The organism is Dermatophilus sp. B7861-1, assembly GCF_058996045.1.
On sequence record NZ_CM180082.1, the window covers coordinates 645,236 to 664,248 of the forward strand.

Sequence of the window (19,013 nt, forward strand, 5' to 3'; positions counted from 1 at the left end):
TCAGCTGCGCAGGCCGGTCCAGGTCTCGTGACGGCGGTGGGTGGACAGGATGAATCGGACGGTTCGTTGTGAGCAGTTGTTGATGCGGTAGTCGGTGGGAGTTGGCGGTGGGGTAGTGCCGGTGGTGATGGCATCGCGGATGGCTTCGATGAGGTTGTCGGGGTCCAGGCCAGTCATGATGATGGATCCGGTGTCGAGGGCTTCGGGGCGTTCGATGGAGTCACGGAGGGTGACTGCCGGGAATCCCAGGAGTGAGGATTCTTCGCTGATGGTGCCGGAGTCAGATAGGACGCAGGCGGCGTCCATTTGGAGGCGGTTGTAGTCCAGAAACCCCATGGGTGGGTGGAAGGTGATGCCTTCGAGGTTGTGGCGAGGGCTGTCGGGGTGGTGTAGGAGTGCGTCGAGCCGCTTGCGGGTGCGGGGATGGGTGGAGACAAGGATGGGCATATCGAAGGTGTCGCGTGCTGTGATGAGGCAGTTCAGCAGGTTGGTCAGCCGTTGAGGGGAGTCGACGTTTTCTTCGCGGTGGGCGCTGACGAGGAGGAATTTGCCGGGGGTGAGGCCGAGGTCGCTGGTGGCGGTGCTGGTGTCGAAGGCGGAGCGGTGGTGATCGAGGACTTCTTTCATGGGGGAGCCGGTAAGGGCGATGTGGCGGGGATGGATGCCTTCGGCGAGGAGGTTGCGGCGTGCGTGTTCGGTGTAGACGAGGTTGTAGTCGGCGATGTGGTCGACCATGCGTCTGTTGGTTTCTTCGGGGACGTTGTGGTCGAAGCAGCGGTTGCCTGCTTCCATGTGGTAAACGGGGATGCGCATGCGTTTGGCGATGAGGGCGGCGATGGCGGAGTTGGTGTCGCCGAGGATGAGGACTGCGTCGGGGCGATGGGTGGTGAGGATGTCTTCAACTTTGATGAGGGTTTCGCCCAGGGTGGTTCCTAGGGTGGCTGTGTTGATGGCGAGGAAGTGATCGGGGCGGCGTAGACCGAGTTCTTCGAAGAAGATTTCGTTGAGTTCGTAGTCGTAGTTTTGGCCGGTGTGGACGAGGGTGTGGGTGACGGTGTTGTCGAGGTGGGTGATGACGCGGGAGAGACGGATGATTTCGGGGCGGGTGCCGACGATGGTCATGACGTGGGTCATGGGAGCTCCTTGACGTAGCGGTGCATGCGCCGTCCGGCGGGGGTGGTGTAGGTGGATTCGATGGTCCAGCCTTGGCGGCTGTAGTGGCGGTTGACGGCGTCGTTATTGTCGGCGTCGGTGGTGAGGTAGGCGCTGGTGGCTCCGTGGTGGTGGGCGCAGGTGGTCCAGGTGTGGGTGAGTTTGGCGCCGGTGCCGGTTTTTTTGAGGGTGGGGCTGATGCAGATGGAGGCTAGGAGGGCGCCGTTGCTGCCTGGTGGTGTGTCTCCGCGGTAGCGCAGGGCGCGTAGGAGTCGGGGGATGACAGTGCGGGGGTGGGTGAGTGCGGCGCGGGTTGCGGCGAGGGCGAAGGGAATGGCGCGGCGGCGTAGGAGTCGGGTGTAGAAGGTGGTGGGGTCGGTGGTTCCGACAGCGATGCCGATGGGTTGGTTGTTGGGCATGCGTGCGGTGATGGTGATGGCGGTGGGGTCGGTGGCGTAGGCGCGGTAGAACTCGCGGAGGAAGGGTTGTCCGAGGCGTGTGAGAAAGAAGTTGGGGAAGGCGTCGTGGTGCAGGCGGGCGAGGGCGGGGATATCGGTGGGGTCGATGCCTTCGGTGAAGTGGATGTGGGGGTTGGGGGGAGTGGGTAGGTGGGGGGTCATGGTTGGGGTGTGGTGGGGGCAGGGTCGACGGGGTGTGGTGTGGTGTCGGGGTTTTTGGGGTCGTAGAGCTCGTTGGTCCAGAACATGGTGTGTAGGGGTGTGGTTCCGGTGTTGGTGATGTTGTGTGTCCACAGGGTGGGCATGTCGATGGTGACGGGGGTGTCGCCGGTGACGTCGAAGTCGATGCGTTCATTGGTCAGGACGCGGCGTAGGCAGATGCGGGCGGTGCCGTGTAGGACTTGGAATCGTTCGATTTTGTTGAGATGGAAGTGGTTACCGCGGGTGTAGCCGGGGTTGGTGGTGGAGTGGAATACCTGGCCGCTGCTGCCGTGGACGCGGATGGTTTCGATGAGGGTGCCGCGTTCGTCGGTGTTGGGTTGGGTGGGGATGGGGTAGGCGTGGGGCCACATGGCCGCGCGCAGGGTGTTGAACAGGGGGATGCCTAGGGGAGAGTTGAGGTCGGGGATTTCGCCGGTGGGGGCGTAGACGGAGTGGAATCGTTCGAGGGTGCGGGCGACTTCGGAGATGCGAATCATGGTGCCGGTTTGTTCGCGGATGCCGTTGGTGCGTTGGAGTGCGGCGGCGATCATGCGTTCGCAGGCTTCGCCGACGTGTAAGAGGGGGATTTCGCGGTCGTCGGTAATGCGGGGTTCGCCGTCGTGGGCGATGGTGTGGGCGAAGGTGGCCACAAAGCTGTTGTAGTCGGGGCGGCCGTGTTCGCCGAAGAGTCCGCAGAAGCGGAGGTCGGTGGCGCTGGCTTCGCCGCCAGCGTGTTCGGCCCATTCGGTGATGATGTGGCCGGCTTGGCGTTTTCCGTGTCCGTAGGGGGTGGAGCTGTTGGGGTGTTCGGGTGAGGCGTGGTTGGAGCCTGCGTAGACGACGGCTGGTTCGCGTTTGCCTGCGGTGTAGCGGCCGGAGACGGTGCTTTCTAGTGCGGTGACGAGTCGGTTGGCTAGGGCGATGTTGCCGTTGTTGAGTTCGTGTTCGTTGCTGCGGTTGATGCCTGCGCAGTGGAAGACGAGGTCGGCGTCGGAGAGGGCTTCTTCGAGGGCGTGGGTGGCGAAGTCAGTGCGGTTGATGGGGTAGGTGTCGATGTTGGGCAAGGTGAGTAGGCGGGCGCGTAGGTGCCAGCCGAGGAATCCGTTGGCGCCGGTGACGACAGCTTTGAGGCGGCGTTGGGTGGGGGTGCTGTTCATGGCTGTGCCGTTTCGTGCTGGTGGAGTGTTCCGGCTTGGTAGGCGAGTTCGCGGATGTGGGGGAGGGTGAGTAGGAGGGTGATGGTTTCTTCGAGGTTGAGTCGTTGGGTGTTGGCGGAGGTGTAGTCCTCAAGGGGGGCGCGGTGGTGGTCGCCTTCGGTGAAGTAGAGCTCGTATTCCATGGAGCGGGCGTCCACAGGTACGCGGAAGTAGTTGCCTTGGTCGGTGGCGTGGGCCATTTCTTCGTGGGAGAGCAGGGTTTCGTGCATTTTTTCGCCGTGGCGCATGCCGATGATGTGGATGGGGTGGTCGGGGTGGCCTAGGAGGGTGGCGACGGCTTTGGCGAGGGTGTTGATGGTGGCGGCGGGGGCTTTGCGTACGTAGAGGTCGCCTGGGGTGCCGTTGGTGAAGGCGTGGGTGACGAGGTCGACGGATTCTTCGAGGGACATGAGGAAGCGGGTCATGTCGGGTTCGGTGATGGTGATGGGGCGTCCGGTGTGGATTTGGTTGATGAAGTGGGGGATGACTGAGCCGCGGGAGTACATGACGTTTCCGTAGCGGGTGATGGTGACGGTGGTGGGGCTGTCTGGGTATTGGCGGGTGAATGCTTGGGCGTGTTTTTCCATGAGGGCTTTGGACATGCCCATGGCGTTGACGGGGTAGACGGCTTTGTCGGTGGAGAGGCAGACCAGTGAGCGGGCGCCGGCTTCGTGGGCGGCCATGATGACGTTATGGGAGCCCAGTACGTTGGTGAGTACGGCTTGTTGGGGGAAGAATTCGCAGCTGGGGACTTGTTTGAGGGCTGCTGCGTGGAAGACGTGGTCGGTGCCGCGTAGGGCTGCGTCTACGGAGGTGCGGTCGCGGACGTCGCCGACGAAGTAGGTGATGCGTTCGTCGGCTAGGGCTACACGCATGTCGTGTTGTTTGGCTTCGTCGCGGGAGAGGATGTGGATTTTTTTGACGCCGTGTTTGAGGAGGCGTCGGGCCATGGTGGAGCCGAATGATCCGGTGCCGCCGGTGATGGCGATGGTGGTGTCGTGTAGGGCGTCGCCGGGGTGGTGTTCTCCTCGCTCATCTCCTGGGGTGGTGGTGAGGTGATGTTCGGGGAGGGGGTGGTTCATGGTGTCCTTTCACCGCCTGCTGCGTAGGTGAGGGCTTGTTCAGCGCGGGTGACTGCGTGTTCTACGGCGTATTCGCTTCGGTAGTGGCGTAGCCCAGCAAGGCCGACACTTTCCAGTGATGCACGGCCACTTTCGCACAGGCGCAAAAGAATTCGTGTGAGGCCGGGCTGGTCGCCGGAGTTTGTGGCGTAACCGGCTCCAGCGCTGGTGACAACATCTTTGATGTCGCCGTCAGCGGCGGCGACGATTGCGCGGCCAGAGGCCATGATGGCTTGGGTTTTGCTTGGCATGGTGACCTTGGAAAGAGGGTCGCGGCGAAGACCGATATAGCAGGCGTCGGCGGCAGCCATGAGGGTAGGCATCAGCTCAGGTGCTACCCGGCCTATGAAAGTGATGGGTTGGTTATCCCCAGGGATGCGCAGATCGCGGGCAAGGCTGCGTAGTTCTTCTTCTGCGGTGCCAGAACCAGCGATGATGCAGCGCAGGCGTCGGCGTGCGCCGGTGTCGGCGAGTTCGGCATTAGCGGTGGCGACAGCGCGCAGAAGAGTTTCTAGACCTTGGGCGTGTCCGAGCGCACCGGCGTACAGGACCAGAATGTCTTGGTCTCCGACGCCGTTGCTGCGCCGCCATGCTTCGGCAGCGGTGCGGGTGGCCTGGCTGGCAGGGGAAAACAAGGTTTCGTCGGCCCACATCGGGGCGTAGCGAAGTTTGTGTTCGGGCACGCCTCGGTCGATGAGAATGTCTCGGACCCCGGGGGAGATGTAGGTGACAACAGCGGCGGAGCGGTACATGGCGTCAGTCCATTCATGCAGCACTTTCTCCAGTGCTGCTCCCGTGAACCCGCTGGGGGTAAAACCGGCGGCCGTCATCGTGTCGGGCCATAGGTCACCAACGTGAACAACTAACGGAACGCGATCACGTAACCGAGCCACCCACATGGGTAAAGCAACCGTGATGGGGGAGTAGTTAACCCACACCGCATCGGCGCCGCGAACGAATGCAGTACCAGAGATCGCCGCTGACACTCCGAAACTGCCATAGTTCAGCACACGCCGGACCGCTGAAGAGTCGTGACTGGGGTACAGCGCCACTCGGCGAACCCCCACGTCATCAAGGACTTCATCACGGAAAAGGCATTGCTGATACCCCTGCGCGATCTGCCCGCTGGGGTAGTTCGGGAAGCCTGTGACCACATTGACTGCATGTCCGCGCCCGACCAGACCTCGAGCCAAAACCCCAGGCAACGCTGCCGGGCCAGGTTCAGGGTCATACCACTGCGACAACATCCCGTACCGCACCGCTGACACCTCCTTCCGAGTTTCGAATCCGACGTGCCCATCCCGCTGTCTGTGGCGAGGAACCCCTAGCCTAGAAATGTGAATACATCCTCGCCAGATAGTCGAAAACTATTGCCATTTATACCCTTTGGTCCACCAGATATCGGTGAGGAAGAAGTCCGCGCCGCCGCAGAAGCAATCCGCTCCGGGTGGCTCACCACCGGCCCAGCCGCCGCAGCCTTCGAAACCGAATTCGCTGCCGCGCTGGCTGGAAACTTCACAACCACCACACCTGGCACCCCCGCACCCCCTACGCCCCCACCACCCCCAGAAATCCACGCCATCGCCGTCAACTCAGCCACGGCAGGACTACACCTAGCCCTCGTAGCCCTGGGCATCGGCCCAGGTGACGAAGTGATCGTCCCCACCTGGACCTTCACCTCAACAGCAGAGGTAGTCCGCTACGTAGGCGCCACCCCCGTACTCGTCGATGTCTTACCCACCACCTTGAACATCGACCTACACGCCGCGGCCGCAGCGATCACCCCCCACACCCGCGCAATCATGCCGGTCCACTTCGCCGGCCTACCCGTTGCCCGAACACACTTGGCTGAATTCGCCCGAGAACACAACCTCGCCGTCATCGAGGACGCCGCCCACGCATTCCCCGCCGTCAGCGAAAACATCAACGTGGGACTCGGAGCTTCCGAGGCAGTCGTATTCAGTTTCTACGCCACCAAAACCATGACCACCGGCGAAGGTGGCATGCTCCTGACCACCAACCCAGACCTAGCCAACCACGCCCGCATGATGCGCCTGCATGGCATCAGCCGTGACGCGTTCTCTCGCTACACCGAATCCGGCATGTCGGCAGGCCCGGCCTGGAAATACGAAGTCCTCGCCCCCGGATTCAAATACAACCTCACCGACCCCGCCGCAGCGATCGGACGCGTACAACTCACCAAAGCAATACGTATGCGAACCCGCCGCGAAGAAATCGCTGACGCCTACGACGAAGCCTTCGCCGACCTGCCCTTACAGCTACCGCCACACGCACCTTCTGGCGATATCCACGCCCGCCACATCTACGCACCTCACCTGCTAGACACCGCACCAATCCAGCGCGACGCCCTCATCGACAAGCTCACAAACCACTACCGCATCGGAGCCAGTGTTCACTTCATCCCACTGCACCGCCACCCTGTCTGGCGCGACACCATCGCTCCTGACCCCACAGTCTTTCCCGTCGCAGAGGATGCCTTTAGCCGCTGCTTCTCCCTCCCCATCTTCTCGGCTATGACCGACGACCAAATCGACCGCGTCATCACAGCCGTACGCCAACTATGCGGAGCACGCTCATGAAAAGGTGCACTCCCCAGTCCGTCCCACCCAGCCGTACCAATGCCTGGTACCCACCGGTCAAACGTGGCATCGATATCGCTCTCGCCGCTGTGGGGCTCGTGATTACAGCACCGCTGATGGCCGGCATCGCTATTGCAGTGACTCGCGATTCACCAGGACCGGTGCTCTTTCGACAGCAACGCGTTGGCCGCAACGGCCATCCCTTCACCATCATGAAATTCCGCACTATGACTGTCCCCGCCTCAGGAGAAACCCACCTGGCAGTCAGTGCCACCGGTGATACCCGCGTGACCCGCACCGGCGCGTGGTTACGCGCCACCAAACTTGATGAACTTCCCCAACTCCTCAACGTTTTGCGGGGAGAAATGTCCTTAGTCGGACCTCGACCCGAAGTACCTGAATGGGTTGAACACTGGTCACCAGAGCGCGCCGCGGTGATCCTCAGCGTCCGGCCAGGCATCACCGACCCAGCCAGCATTGAATTCCGGAACGAGGGGGATCTGCTCGCTACCGTTGCTGATCCCGCCGACTACTACGTTCACACTCTGCTACCGCGTAAAACCGCCCGGTACGTCGACTATGTGCGCTCCGCCTCGCTCATGAGCGATCTTCGAATACTGCTCGCTACGGTCCGGGCTGTGCTGGGCCGCAACTGATTGTGCTGCGGCGGTCTGTGCCTGCACAGCCTGCACTGCCTTCTCCTCAGTCTTCAAAGTTGCTAACACTGAAGACATCCAGGCACGCAGCGAAGCATCGTCGGTGGCTGAGAGTGTTTCTAGTACGTGAGGATTCAACGGCGGTGCCTGAACGGCGTTGACGAGTTCATGTCCAGTGCGGTGTCGCACCTCTGAGGAGTCGAACAGTTCTTCAGAGAGCTTCTCACCAGGCCGTAATCCCGTATAGATGATGCTCACGTCGTGGCGCCCTGACAGCTCAATCAACGTCTCCGCCAAATCAGCGATTTTCACCGGAGCACCCATCTCCAGCACCATCACCTCGCCCCCATGGCCGAGCACACCAGCTTGCAGTACGAGCTGGCAGGCCTCCGGAATGAGCATGAAGTACCGCTCCACACGAGGATCAGTGACCGTTACTGGCCCTCCAGAAGCGATCTGTGAAGTAAACGCATGCACCACCGACCCGCGCGAACCCAGCACATTTCCGAAACGAACGGAGACGTACCGACGCCCGTGAGCTGAGGCGTACCAGGCAGTGAGCACTTCACCAAACCTCTTGGATAGTCCCAGCATGCTCGTGGGGGCGGCTGCTTTGTCAGTCGAAATATTGACGAATGAGGTCACTTCAGCCGCATCGGCTGCAGCCAATACGTTGCGGGTGCCCATCACATTGGATTTCCATGCTTCGAACGGGTGCGCTTCCAGCAGCGGAAGGTGTTTTAAAGCTGCGGCGTGATAGACGATGTCGGGTTTTTCTTGGGCCATAACCTCACGGATCCGTGCAGCGTCACGGATGTCTGCCAGGATGATGTTGCCGCCGCACAGCAGCCCATCTCCCCGGATTGACATATCTGTGGCGTGCATGCCGGATTCGTCATGGTCAAGCAGCAGCAGACGTGCGGGAGAAAAGCGCGCGATCTGACGGCATAGTTCTGAGCCGATTGAGCCACCGGCGCCGGTGACGAGTACGACTTTTCCGGTGATTTCGCTGCTGATCGATTCCCATTCCAGATGGACTGGTGGGCGGCCAAGAACATCGGCCAGGTCAAGGTCGCGTAGGTCGCGGGCGCCGGGGGAGTGGTCCACGATCTCGCTCATGCTGGGGGCGACAAGCACTTCGAGGCCAAGGTTTCTGGCCGAGGCCGATACTTCGCGGATGACCTCAGCTGGTGCGCTGGGCATAGCGAGGATCAGCGTTTGGGTTTCCCACTGGCGCGCCGAGTCGGCGAGGTCGTTGCGGTCTCCGACGACGCGGATGCCGTGGATGCGTAGCCGGGCTTTTGCTGGGTCGTCGTCGATGATTCCTACGGGAGTTAGAGGAGAGTCATCTTCGGTCAGGAGTGATCGGATGATGCGGTCTCCGGCGTCTCCGGCTCCGTAAACAAGGGCTGGACGTCCGCCGCGGTGGCGTGCTGCGCGCATGCGCCGTGCTCGGGAGATCAGGCGCGCAGCGAGCATGGTCAGCATGGCCAGAGCGCCTGCGCTGATTGCGGTGCTGCGCGGTACTGGGTGGGGGAAGGATAGCCACGGTGTGATGAACAGCAGGGGCAGAGTGATGATGAAGGTGCGGGCGAGGTCGGTGATTTCTTCCATTGATCCGCGTCGGTGGCGCACACGGTAGGGGCCTACGAGGGTGCCTGCGCATCCGTGAATTATTGCGGCAAGCAGCGCATATCTGGCGACGCCGCCGGTGAAAACGAGGGCGGCGCGGAAGTCGTATCGCATCCACACTGACGCATAGACGGCGAATATCCAGATGGCGGAGTCAACTGCTGGCCAGGTGATGGTCCGTTTTATGTGGTCACGGCGCAAAGTGCCGCTCGTGGGTGCTCCGTGCACGGTTGGCTCCTCGCGGCGTTTGTCGGTACTTCGACACATTACGACGCAAGAAGCGCTGTATTTGGCAATGAGAGAGTGAGTGTTGTGTACGAGTAGTTGCTAGAAGACCTTATTGCTGCAGGGCTTTTCACCCCGAATATGTATATATGGAGGTGGGCCGGTGTGTGTGCGGCCCACCTGCTCACTTTTTGTGGCGTTGAGGGTTTTCTTCTAGCACTGCTTCGAGGCGGTCAGCCGTTTCGCGCAGGATGGTGATGATGGCGTTCACCTGCTCGCTCGAGATGTTGGCGGATTTGGTGGTGTGGTGGTTGGTATCTGTTGTGAGGTTGTGGGGTTCTGGGTTGGTGGGTGGGGGAGGTGGGGGGGTGGTGTGTTCGGTGAAGGCTGCACCTCGACGGAAGTCGCGAGCTAGTCGCTCAATTCCTTCTATGGTCATATCCGCCAGCGGAGATCGTGATGATCCTTGAGCGGTGGCTGATCGGGTTTGGTTCTCCCATGCGGCGGCTGCCGCTCCGAACAGTGATGTGAGGTGCGCTGCGCCTTCGCTCATGCGTCGATGCAGTTCGTCGGTGAGTTGTTCTGATGAGCTGGTGACATGTGCGCGCAGTCCTTCGAGCTCTTCGGATCGAGAGTCGAGTTCTTCACGTCCGGCACTGGTGAGGGTGTAGATAGATTTGCGGCCTTCGTCGCGACGGGTCAGAAGTCCTTCGTCTTCGAGTTTGGCTAGGCGGGGGTAGATCGTTCCGGCGCTGGGGGAGTAGAGCCCGCGGAACCGCCGTTCCATGACTTGAATGATGTCGTAGCCGGACATGGGGCCACCCTCGTCAAGGACGGCTAGGAGGTAGAGGCGTAGTTGTCCGTGGCCGAATACTGGTGAGGCCATGTCAGTTATTTTTCCGGTCGCCGGGGAGGGTGTCTTGGATGGGGCCGCGGGGCTGTTGTCCGCCGGTGATGATCACCCCTGGTGTGCAGTGGTGTGGTGTTTCTCCGCGGGTGAGGACGATGTTCCCGGAGACGGTTTTAACCTTTGCAGCTAAAGACCGGTCTCCGTCGTAGCGGTGTCCGCCGCGTTTTTCGCTGAGTGGGTTGATCATGGTGGATCCGTCGGCCATGACGTGTCCGGTTTTGCTGTGGGCGGTGAGGTCGTAGCCCTGGTGTTGGGGTAGGCGCATGCGTACGTCGCCGGCGCCGGAGTTGATGGTGATGAGGGAGCGGCCGGTGAGGCATAGGTCGCTCAGGCCTGAGACAGTGTTGGCGCGCACCGATGCTGGGGCTGAGGAGTCCAGGGAGAGGTTGCCTGAGGCGGTTTTGGTTTTGATGTCTCCGGAGATGCGTTTTCCTTCGATGTCTGCGGTGGCAGTGATGATGTCGATGGTGCCGCTGAGGGAGTCGAGACGGACGCTTCCGGTGCCGCCGCGGACGCGTAGTCGTCCGGTGAGTCCGCTGATTTTGGTGTGGGCGCGTAGGGATCGCACGGATGTGTCTGTGCCTGGGGGGACGGTGATATTCAGGTCGACGCTGACGTCGCCGCGTACGCCTACCCAGTCTTTGATGGTTTGTTTCCAGTCGGTGCCGTTGCGTAGGTGGCCGATGTTGACGGTGGTGGCGTCGTCGATGATGGTCAGTTCTGGTCCGCGGACGTTGGCGATTTCGATGAGGATGGCGGTGGAGCCGGGGGTGCCTCCGGTGATGGTGATGGAGCCGCCACCGGTGTTGATGGTGAGGTTTCGGCGGCGTCCGTCGTCGATGGTGCGGCTGGTGTTGGAGGTGATGCGCCAGGTGGTCATGGCGGGCCTTTCGGTGGCGGGCACTGGAACGCGATATGTCGTTTCTTCTTAAGAGTAGATTGAGATATATCGCGTGTATAGAGGGCAGGAGTGGGATATGCGTGTGGCGGTGAACCCGGTCGGGTTCACCGCCACACGCATGAAACGAAAGGGGTTTATTCCTGGGGGATTTGGAGCCAGGTGGCCCAGTCTCCGTGGAGAACGAGCCAGGCTAGGAGTCCGTAGCCAGCTTGTCCGGGGTGGATCTGGTCGCGGGAACTGGCTAGTTCTGAGATCCATTGGTCGTGTTCTAGAAGCGGGTAAAAGCAGTCGACGAAGGGAATGGAGCGGCGCGAGCACACGTCGGATTGTGCTTCGACGATTACTTCAAGTTTGGCGTTGCGTTCTTCATCCAGGGTGGGAGCGGGGCCGACCACGAAGGGGCTGATGCCTCGTGCTGTTGCGTCGTCGAGGACGTTGGCGAGGTTGAGGCGGGAGCGGGCTGTGGTGAGGCCTTGGTCGATGTCGTGAATGCCTACGCCCAGAACGAGGCGACGTTCGCGGCGGTCTTTCCACCGGGGCATACCTTCGGATCGCCACCTGTTGAGTACGTCTGCGGAAGAGTCACCGCGGATGCCGAGGTTGTAGGTGGTGAGATCGAGTTCGGGGTGTTGGGTTCGGCCGATCACGCGCGAGACCCATCCATGGCCTTTGGGGTCGCCGTATCCGGAGACGAAAGAATCGCCGATAAAGACGATGCCGACGTCTCTGGGGCCGTCGTGCGCGACGTAGTCGGCGCTAGGAGTGAACTGGGTGGGGATGTCCATGTCTGCCCCGTCGGTGTAGAGGCTGTCGTCGCCGTAGTCGTCGTTGCTCACGCGTTATCAATCCTCGTCGTCGTCCACCCGGGCGAGCCAGGTTGCGAACCGGTCCAATGCCGACTCGAATTCGGGGTTCAGGTCGGTGAAGGTCCGTAGCTGTTCGGCTACCCACTCCAGAGACACCATCTCATCGCCGCGCCGGTTTTCCAGCTCTTCGATGCCACGATCTGTGAAGTACACGAGTTCTATTCTGCCCCAATGGAGTGAGTGTGCACGTTCAGGACACCCTGAGCGTGGTGTAGGTCCCTGCGCCCGTAGGGGATGGGGCGGGCGCAGGGTGGGGCGGTTAGCGTTTGAAAGCGAGGTGGATGAGTTTCTCCTGTTCGGCTGCGTGGATTTTGGCTGAGCCGGTGGAGGGCGCAGCTGAGGCGGGGCGGGTGACACGTTTCCAGGTGCGGGTTTCGCCGTTTTCTGCCAGCTCGGGGACGAGGTTGAGGGCGAGGAAGGACCATGCGCCTTGGTTGAGTGGTTCGTCTTGGACCCACACGATTTCGGCGTTGGGGTATTTCGCTAGCTCGTTTTTCATCTCTTCGGTTGCCAGGGGGTAGAGGCGTTCGAGTCGGATGATTGCTGTGTTTGTGTCGTTGCGTTTTTCGCGTTCGGCGGCAAGGTCGTAGTAGACGCGGCCGGAGCAGACGATGACGCGGTCGATGTTGTTGTTGCTGCTGATGTCGGTGCTGTCGGTCAGTACGGGTTGGAAGCTGCCGGTGGTGAATTCTTCGATGGAGCTGACGGCTTCTTTGCGGCGTAGTAGTTGTTTGGGGGTTGCCACGATGAGTGGTTTTCGGGGGCGGGTGTATGCCTGCGCACGCAGGAGATGGAAGTAGGAGGCTGGGGTTGAGGGGTGCGCGACGGTCATGTTGTCTTGGGCGCAGAGTTGTAGGTAGCGCTCGATTCGGGCGGAGCTGTGGTCTGGTCCTTGTCCTTCGTATCCGTGGGGCAGGAGAAGAACTACGGAGCTGCGTTGGTTCCATTTCTGCTCGGAGGAGGAAATGAATTCATCGATGATGGTTTGGGCGCCGTTAGCGAAGTCGCCGAATTGTCCTTCCCAGCAAACCAGCGCGTCGGGGCGTTCGACGGAGTATCCGTATTCGAATCCCATGCAGGCGAATTCGGAGAGCATCGAGTCGTAGGTCCATAGGCGGGCTTGGTTGCCGAGGTAGAGCAGTGGTGTCCACTCTTCGGCGGTGTTGCGGTCGATGAGGACGGCGTGGCGTTGGGTGAAGGTGCCTCGGCGGGTGTCTTGTCCGGTGACACGTACCGGAGTGCCTTCGGTGAGGAGTGATCCGAAGGCGAGTAGTTCGCCCATGGCCCAGTCGATGTTGCCCTCGCGGGTCATCTTTTGCCGGTTTTCGAGGACCTTCATCAGTTTTTTGTGGACGGTGAATCCGTCAGGGATGTTGACCCAGGCATCACCGAGACGTTCGAGAAGGTCTTTGTCGATGGCGGTGCTGATGTGGCGTAGGGGGGCGCGTTCGTCTTCAACTTGCGCGGAGGGCATTTCGAGTGTGCCTTGTTGTTCTGGGTGTTTTGCCGCTTCCCGGGTTTCGAGGAAAACCTGCTCGAGGCGGGATTGGTAGTCCTTCAGGGCGGCGTCGGCGTCTTCTTCGGTGATGTCGCCGCGGCCGATGAGGGCTTCGGTGTAGAGCTTGCGGGAGGAGCGTTTGGCCTCGATGAGGTTGTACATGATGGGTTGGGTCATCGAGGGGTCGTCGCCTTCATTGTGTCCGCGTCGGCGGTAGCAGACGAGGTCTATGACGACGTCGGTGGCGAATTTTTGCCTGAATTCGTAGGCGAGGGTGGCCACGCGTACGACTGCTTCGGGGTCGTCGCCGTTGACGTGGAAGATGGGGGCTTGGATGCAGCGTGCCAGGTCTGAGGAGTAGACGGAGCTGCGCGAGGAGCTGGGGGCGGTGGTGAATCCGACTTGGTTGTTGACGATGACGTGGATGGTGCCGCCGGTGCGGTATCCGCGTAACTGGGATAGCTGCAGTGTTTCCATGACGACGCCTTGTCCTGCGAAGGCGGCGTCTCCGTGCATGAGGATGGGCAGGACGGTGAAGGCTTCGCCGTGTTTGTCTAGGCGGTCTTGTTTGGCTCGGACGATTCCTTCGAGGACGGGGTTGACGGCTTCGAGGTGGGAGGGGTTGGCGGCGAGGTAGACCTTGGTTTGTTCACCGGTTTCGGCGGTGAAGGTTCCTTCGGTGCCGAGGTGGTATTTCACGTCACCGGAGCCTTGGGCGTTGCCGGGGGCGCGGGTGCCGTCGAATTCGGAGAAGATTTGTCCGTAGCTTTTGCCGGCAATGTTGGCTAGGACGTTGAGTCGTCCGCGGTGGGGCATGCCGATGCAGACTTCGTCCATGCCTTCGCGGGCGGACTCTAGGAGTATTTGGTCTAGGAGCACGATGGCTGATTCGGCGCCTTCGAGGCTGAAGCGTTTTTGGCCGACGTATTTGGTTTGGAGGAATGTTTCGAATGCTTCGGCTGAGTTGAGGCGGCGCAGGATGCGCATTTGTTCTTCGCGGGGTGTCTTTTCGCGGGGGACTTCGATTTTGTTCTGCATCCAGGCGCGTTCTTCGGGGTCCTGGATGTGCATGTATTCGGCGCCGATGGTGCGGCAGTAGGAGTCTTGGCAGACGGCGAGGATTTCGCGCAGGGTCATGGCGGGTTTTCCGCCGAAGCCGCCGGTGGCGAATTTGCGGTCGAGGTCCCAGATGGTGAGGTTGTGGTTGGTTAGTTGAAGGTCGGGGTGGATGCGTTGCCGGTATTCGAGGGGGTCGAGGTCGGCTAGGAGGTGTCCGCGGACTCGGTAGGCGTGGATGAGTTGTTGGACGCGGACGGTTTTGGATAGGTCGTCTTCGTGTCCGGCGTAGTGGTCGATGCTCCAGCGGATGGGTTCGTAGGGGATCCGTAGAGATTCGAAGATGTCGTCGTAGAAGTTGTTGGCGCCGAGCAGGAGTTGGTGCACGGTGCGGAGGAATTCGCCGGAGGCAGCGCCTTGGATGATGCGGTGGTCGTAGGTGCTGCTGATGGTCATGATTTTGCTGACGCCGTGGCGGGCCAGGGTTTCGGGGGAGGCTCCTTGCCATTCGGCGGGGTAGTCCATGGAGCCGACGCCGATGATGGTGCCTTGGCCGGGCATGAGGCGGGGGACTGATTGGAAGGTGCCGATGCCGCCGGGGTTGGTGAGGGAGACGGTGGTGCCGGCGAAGTCGTCGACGGTGAGTTTGTTGTTGCGTGCTTTGGTGACGAGGTCTTCGTAGGCGCGCCAGAAGCCGAAGAAGTCGAGTTGTTCGGCGGCTTTGATGTTGGGGACGACGAGGGATCGGGTGCCATCGGGTTTGGGTAGGTCGACGGCGAGACCGAAGTTGACGTGTGCGGGGTGTACGACGTGGGGTTTTCCGTCGATTTCGGTGAAGTTGTAGTTCATGTCGGGCATGGATTGCAGTGCCCGGACGATGGCGTAGCCGATGATGTGGGTGAAGGAAACTTTGCCGCCGCGGTTGCGGGTGAGGTGGGCGTTGATTGCGGTGCGGTTTTCGATGAGTGCTTTGGCGGGCAGCTGTCGGAATGAGGTCGCGGTGGGGACATGGATGCTGGCGTCCATGTTTTTGACGATGCGAGCTGCGGGGCCTTTGAGGGCTTTGGTGGTGTCTTGTGCGTCGGAGTTGGTGGGGCGCACGGCGGGGGTGTCGCGCGGGGTGGGCATTTGAGCGGGCATGGGTTGGTGGCGGATGCCGCGGTCGGGTGCGGGTTCGGCCGAGCTCATGACGGTGGCGTTGGCCGCTGGTGAGTGGGTTGCTTCTCTGCGGCGGGAGACGTCGTAGTTGGTGCGTGTGCCCGATAGGGGTGCGGAGCCTTTCCCGATGGCTTGGCGGGCGGGTGAGGCTGGTGTGGTGGTGGGGGTGGTGTCGGTGTGGTTGGCGCGTGGCGGGGTGCTGGTGCCGATGTCGTGGGGTGTGGCTGGGGGGGTGGGGATTGCTTGGGCGTCGCGTTCTTGGAAGAGGGGCCACCATGAGCTGTCGACTGAGTTTTTGTCGGCTTTGTATTGCTCGTACATTTCGTCCACGAGCCAGGAGTTGGCTCCGAACGAGGTCGACGGTGAGTCGTTGGGCGGCTGCTGGGACACGAGGAAACGCCTCTTTCGTTGTGGCGACTGCGTTGTCTACCGGACGGATGCCTCACGTCGTCGTTGGTGGGGCGGTCACGGTGTGATGAGTGCATTTTCCGTGATCGTTGGCGACGAGTGGAACGAGTCCGTCTCGGCAATCCTTTACGAACCACACTACATGTCGCATGTCACATCTCGGCGGTCTTTGCTGAAGCGGTTGGCGTATGTGTGTCTGGGGTTGGTGGGGTGGTGTTGATGCTGTTCGGGTGGGGTGGTTTTGGGGTGGTGTGGAAGGGGGTTGGGTTGGCCCTCTGGGGTTGGCATACTCGCGGGCATGACTGAGGTGTGTCGTGTGATGACGGTGTGTTGGGGCAACATTTGTCGTTCTCCGATGGCGGAGTTCATGGTGCGTGCTGCTGTGGACAGCCAGGGGTTGGGGGATGTGGTGGAAGTGTCTTCGTGTGGGGTTTCAGCTGAGGAGGTGGGTAATGGGATGGATCGGCGTGCGGTGGCGGCGTTACGGCGTCATGGGGTTGCGGATTCGGGTTTTGCTGGGCATCGGGCGAGGCAGTTTGAGGTGGGGTGGTTTGGTGAGGTGGATTTGCTGTTGCCTGCGGATTATCGGCATGAGCGCATGTTGCGTTCGTGGGCTGGTGGGGATGACGAGGCTGGGAAGATCCGGATGATTCGTGAGTTTGATCCGGCTGCGGTGGCTTCGGGTGATGTTGGTATGGCTGACCCGTGGTACGGCGGTGATGAGGATTTTGATGTGACGTTTGCGCAGATTGCGGGGGCGTTGCCGGGGATTGTTGGGTTTGTGCGGGACTGGGTAGAGAGCAGGTAGGGGGGCGCGATTGGGGTGGGGTGTAAAAACTTGGTTCGGTTTTTGTTTCTGGTTGGTTCAGAAATAACTAATGCGTTCGTGTTGAACGGGTGAACTTCGTCGTGGATGCGTCGATGGGAGAGGGCACGGTCAGTACTTTTTGTCGTTGAAGGGGGCGGAGTGGATAGTGAAAGCCGGGTGTCGGAGCAGCGGAATCGTTTGGTAGTGGCGGCTTTGGTGGGGGCGTGCGTGCTGACGGGTGTGTATATGGTGACGGATGCTGCGGTGTCGGGTAGCCAGCAGCCAGTGAGTGCGGTGCACGCATACGAGTCGCAGGCTCAGGTGCGTCAGCGGGTTGATGAGATTGTGCGGACGTTTCCGCGGGAAGCTCAGGCTGGGGTTGTGGCGGATGAGGAAACCGGTGGGTTGCGTGTTCAGGTGACTGCTGCGGGTGCGGTGATGGCGCGGGAGCGTTTGGCTGATGTGGATGGGGTTGAGGTTGTGGTGGTGGATCACTCGTTGACGGATTTGGAGACGGCGAAGGCTGCGGTGGAGTCGCAGGCAGATTCGTTGTTGTCCAGGGGGGTGCGGGTGGCTGCGGTGTGGAGTGATGTGAAGGGCAACAGTGTGGGGGTTCGGTTGTACGGCAAGGAGGTGGAGCAGGGGCGAGCGATGGTGCAGAAGATTGTTGGAGATGTGCCGGTGATATTGCAGACCTCGCAGGGGTGATGTGTGCTGGGTGGTTTATCCGATGATGGGCCGTTCTTCGGGGAGTTCGTAGACGCGGCGGCGGTGCTGTAGCGCTAGGGCGGAGGCGAAGGTGGTGGGGCCGAGCCGTCCGATGAACATGAGTGCTACGAGGATGAGGCGTTCTGGTGTGGGCAGGGTGGGGGTGATGCCGGTGGTCAGGCCGACGGTGGCGAATGCGGATATGACTTCGAAGAGTGAGCGGTCGAGGCTGTATTCGGTGCAGATGATGAAGACGGTGGTGGCGGTGATGACCAGGAGAGCCGAGAGGAGGACCACAGTGATGGCGGCTCGTTGGATGCCGTGCCCGAGGCGGCGGTTGTAGACGCGTACGGAGGGTTCGCCACGGACTTCGGCGAGGATGACGAAAGCCAGGACGGAGAAGGTGGTGACTTTGATGCCGCCTGCGGTGCCTGCGCTGGAGCCGCCGACGAACATGAGCATGTCGGTGACGAGCCATGTTTGGGAGTGCATGGTGCTGTAGTCGAGGCTGTTGAATCCGGCGGTTCGGGGCATGACGGATTGGAAGAATCCGCTGAGGAGTTTTCCTTTGGTGTCGAGGGGGCCCATGGTGTGGGGGTTGGTCCATTCGAGGGCGCAGATGGCGATCCAGCCGATGATGAGGAACGCTGCGGTGGCGTATAGGGCGATGCGGGTGTGGATGGTCCACCGGTTGGGGGTGTTCCAGGTGTGGCGCAGTTCGAATAGGACAGGAAAGCCGATGCCGCCGATGATGATGGCTGCGGCGATGGGTAGACAGATCCATGGGTCGGCGACGAAGTGCATGAGGTTGTCGGTCCACAGCGCGAATCCGGCGTTGTTGAACGCGGAGATGGCGTGGAAGGTGCCGTGCCAGAGGGCTAGTCCGGGGGTTTGGTGGTAGTGGAGGATGAATCGTCCGGTCAGGGCTAGGGCAGTGATGGTTTCGATTGCTAGGGAGTAGAGGACGACGCGGCGGACCACGGCGAGTGCTTGGCCGGGGCCGAGTGCTTTGGTTTCTTCGGCGGCGTTGAGTGCGGTGGTGAGGGCGAAGCGGTGGGAGAGCAGCGCAACGAGTAGGGATGCGACGGTCATGATGCCCAGGCCGCCTACTTGGATGAGCGCGATGATGATGACTTGGCCCAGGGGTGTCCAGTAGGTGGCGGTGTCTACGACGGTCAGGCCGGTGACACAGACGGCTGAGGTTGCGGTGAAGAGTGCTTCAACAAAAGTGGCGCTGCCGGGGCCGGTTGTGGCGATGGGCAGCATGAGCAGGGCGGTGCCGACGGCGATGGCTGCGGCGAATCCGGCGACGACGGCTTGTCCTGGCCGCAGCCGTAGCTTGCGGGCAGGGGTGGTAGCTGTCGGGGATTTGTGCGGGGGTGTGCGTGTGTGTGAGGGCACGCAGCGAGAGATTACTCGCTGGATGGCAGTCCACCCACTGTTGGGTGGGTTGTGGTTG

17 protein-coding genes are annotated in these 19,013 nt (G+C 61.3%); 4 read left to right on the top strand and 13 right to left on the bottom strand.

Going from position 1 to position 19,013, the window contains the following annotated elements; all coding sequences use genetic code 11:
- The 5 genes from wecB to AC2T9U_RS02750 all read right to left on the bottom strand — a co-directional run bounded on the left by wecB (position 1) and on the right by AC2T9U_RS02750 (position 5,387).
- On the bottom strand, positions 1-1,134 hold the full coding sequence (gene wecB, locus AC2T9U_RS02730) for a non-hydrolyzing UDP-N-acetylglucosamine 2-epimerase (protein ID WP_493696572.1): 1,134 nt from the start codon (positions 1,132-1,134) through the stop codon (positions 1-3).
- The gene (locus AC2T9U_RS02735; RefSeq protein WP_493696573.1) at positions 1,131-1,772 is read right to left on the bottom strand and encodes a GNAT family N-acetyltransferase; all 642 of its coding nucleotides are present in this window, start codon (positions 1,770-1,772) and stop codon (positions 1,131-1,133) included. Before AC2T9U_RS02735 ends, wecB begins: the two co-directional genes overlap by 4 nt.
- Positions 1,769-2,968, bottom strand: a complete 1,200-nt coding sequence (locus tag AC2T9U_RS02740) for a polysaccharide biosynthesis C-terminal domain-containing protein (protein WP_115031131.1) — start codon at positions 2,966-2,968, stop codon at positions 1,769-1,771. Before AC2T9U_RS02740 ends, AC2T9U_RS02735 begins: the two co-directional genes overlap by 4 nt.
- Positions 2,965-3,957, bottom strand: a complete 993-nt coding sequence (locus AC2T9U_RS02745) for a polysaccharide biosynthesis protein (protein ID WP_243889214.1) — start codon at positions 3,955-3,957, stop codon at positions 2,965-2,967. Before AC2T9U_RS02745 ends, AC2T9U_RS02740 begins: the two co-directional genes overlap by 4 nt.
- Before the next feature lie 128 nt (positions 3,958-4,085).
- Positions 4,086-5,387 (bottom strand): glycosyltransferase family 4 protein, encoded by a 1,302-nt coding sequence (locus AC2T9U_RS02750; protein ID WP_115031127.1) that lies wholly within the window; start codon positions 5,385-5,387, stop codon positions 4,086-4,088.
- A gap of 78 nt (positions 5,388-5,465) precedes the next feature.
- Here AC2T9U_RS02750 and AC2T9U_RS02755 point away from each other — a divergent pair, with 78 nt between their 5' ends.
- Together AC2T9U_RS02755 and AC2T9U_RS02760 are read left to right on the top strand one after the other, a co-directional pair.
- Positions 5,466-6,728, top strand: a complete 1,263-nt coding sequence (locus AC2T9U_RS02755) for a DegT/DnrJ/EryC1/StrS family aminotransferase (RefSeq protein WP_493696574.1) — start codon at positions 5,466-5,468, stop codon at positions 6,726-6,728.
- Positions 6,725-7,384 carry a sugar transferase gene (locus tag AC2T9U_RS02760; RefSeq protein WP_493696575.1) on the top strand — a complete coding sequence of 220 codons (660 nt, stop codon included), beginning with the start codon at positions 6,725-6,727 and terminating at the stop codon, positions 7,382-7,384. Before AC2T9U_RS02755 ends, AC2T9U_RS02760 begins: the two co-directional genes overlap by 4 nt.
- Here the strand turns inward: AC2T9U_RS02760 and AC2T9U_RS02765 are convergent.
- The 7 genes from AC2T9U_RS02765 to AC2T9U_RS02795 all read right to left on the bottom strand — a co-directional run bounded on the left by AC2T9U_RS02765 (position 7,277) and on the right by AC2T9U_RS02795 (position 16,338).
- Positions 7,277-9,244, bottom strand: a complete 1,968-nt coding sequence (locus AC2T9U_RS02765; protein ID WP_493696576.1) for a polysaccharide biosynthesis protein — start codon at positions 9,242-9,244, stop codon at positions 7,277-7,279. The genes AC2T9U_RS02760 and AC2T9U_RS02765 overlap by 108 nt on opposite strands.
- Before the next feature lie 181 nt (positions 9,245-9,425).
- On the bottom strand, positions 9,426-10,127 hold the full coding sequence (locus tag AC2T9U_RS02770; protein ID WP_493696577.1) for a PadR family transcriptional regulator: 702 nt from the start codon (positions 10,125-10,127) through the stop codon (positions 9,426-9,428).
- 1 nt (position 10,128) lies between these two features.
- Positions 10,129-11,031 carry a DUF4097 family beta strand repeat-containing protein gene (locus AC2T9U_RS02775; RefSeq protein ID WP_493696578.1) on the bottom strand — a complete coding sequence of 301 codons (903 nt, stop codon included), beginning with the start codon at positions 11,029-11,031 and terminating at the stop codon, positions 10,129-10,131.
- Between the two features lie 155 nt (positions 11,032-11,186).
- Positions 11,187-11,888, bottom strand: coding sequence for a GDSL-type esterase/lipase family protein (locus AC2T9U_RS02780; RefSeq protein WP_371667277.1), 702 nt, complete (start codon positions 11,886-11,888; stop codon positions 11,187-11,189).
- A 6-nt stretch (positions 11,889-11,894) separates the two neighbouring features.
- Positions 11,895-12,071 carry a DUF6104 family protein gene (locus AC2T9U_RS02785; RefSeq protein ID WP_181816068.1) on the bottom strand — a complete coding sequence of 59 codons (177 nt, stop codon included), beginning with the start codon at positions 12,069-12,071 and terminating at the stop codon, positions 11,895-11,897.
- A gap of 106 nt (positions 12,072-12,177) precedes the next feature.
- Positions 12,178-16,020, bottom strand: a complete 3,843-nt coding sequence (locus AC2T9U_RS02790) for a multifunctional oxoglutarate decarboxylase/oxoglutarate dehydrogenase thiamine pyrophosphate-binding subunit/dihydrolipoyllysine-residue succinyltransferase subunit (protein WP_493696579.1) — start codon at positions 16,018-16,020, stop codon at positions 12,178-12,180.
- A 156-nt stretch (positions 16,021-16,176) separates the two neighbouring features.
- Positions 16,177-16,338, bottom strand: coding sequence for a hypothetical protein (locus AC2T9U_RS02795; protein ID WP_181816067.1), 162 nt, complete (start codon positions 16,336-16,338; stop codon positions 16,177-16,179).
- On the opposite strand from AC2T9U_RS02795, the gene AC2T9U_RS02800 reads away from it, so the two are divergent.
- Positions 16,337-16,846, top strand: coding sequence for a low molecular weight protein-tyrosine-phosphatase (locus AC2T9U_RS02800; RefSeq protein WP_493696580.1), 510 nt, complete (start codon positions 16,337-16,339; stop codon positions 16,844-16,846). The two genes, AC2T9U_RS02795 and AC2T9U_RS02800, sit on opposite strands and share 2 nt — an antisense overlap.
- A gap of 159 nt (positions 16,847-17,005) precedes the next feature.
- Entirely contained in the window at positions 17,006-17,554 is a 549-nt protein-coding gene (locus AC2T9U_RS02805) for a hypothetical protein (protein WP_493696581.1), read from the top strand.
- Between the two features lie 15 nt (positions 17,555-17,569).
- Here AC2T9U_RS02805 and AC2T9U_RS02810 read toward each other — a convergent pair whose 3' ends face one another.
- Positions 17,570-18,955, bottom strand: a complete 1,386-nt coding sequence (locus AC2T9U_RS02810; protein ID WP_493696582.1) for a TrkH family potassium uptake protein — start codon at positions 18,953-18,955, stop codon at positions 17,570-17,572.
- Positions 18,956-19,013 lie beyond the last annotated feature (58 nt).

Excerpts from the sequence above, each read along its gene's own strand:
- wecB (WP_493696572.1), bottom strand. The coding sequence starts at position 1,134 with ATGACCCACGTCATGACCATCGTCGGCACCCGCCCCGAAATCATCCGT.
- AC2T9U_RS02735 (WP_493696573.1), bottom strand. The coding sequence starts at position 1,772 with ATGACCCCCCACCTACCCACTCCCCCCAACCCCCACATCCACTTCACC.
- AC2T9U_RS02740 (WP_115031131.1), bottom strand. The coding sequence starts at position 2,968 with ATGAACAGCACCCCCACCCAACGCCGCCTCAAAGCTGTCGTCACCGGC.
- AC2T9U_RS02745 (WP_243889214.1), bottom strand. The coding sequence starts at position 3,957 with ATGGCCCGACGCCTCCTCAAACACGGCGTCAAAAAAATCCACATCCTC.
- AC2T9U_RS02760 (WP_493696575.1), top strand. The coding sequence starts at position 6,725 with ATGAAAAGGTGCACTCCCCAGTCCGTCCCACCCAGCCGTACCAATGCC.
- AC2T9U_RS02770 (WP_493696577.1), bottom strand. The coding sequence starts at position 10,127 with ATGGCCTCACCAGTATTCGGCCACGGACAACTACGCCTCTACCTCCTA.
- AC2T9U_RS02775 (WP_493696578.1), bottom strand. The coding sequence starts at position 11,031 with ATGACCACCTGGCGCATCACCTCCAACACCAGCCGCACCATCGACGAC.
- AC2T9U_RS02800 (WP_493696580.1), top strand. The coding sequence starts at position 16,337 with ATGACTGAGGTGTGTCGTGTGATGACGGTGTGTTGGGGCAACATTTGT.
- AC2T9U_RS02795 (WP_181816067.1), bottom strand. The coding sequence starts at position 16,338 with ATGCCCGCGAGTATGCCAACCCCAGAGGGCCAACCCAACCCCCTTCCA.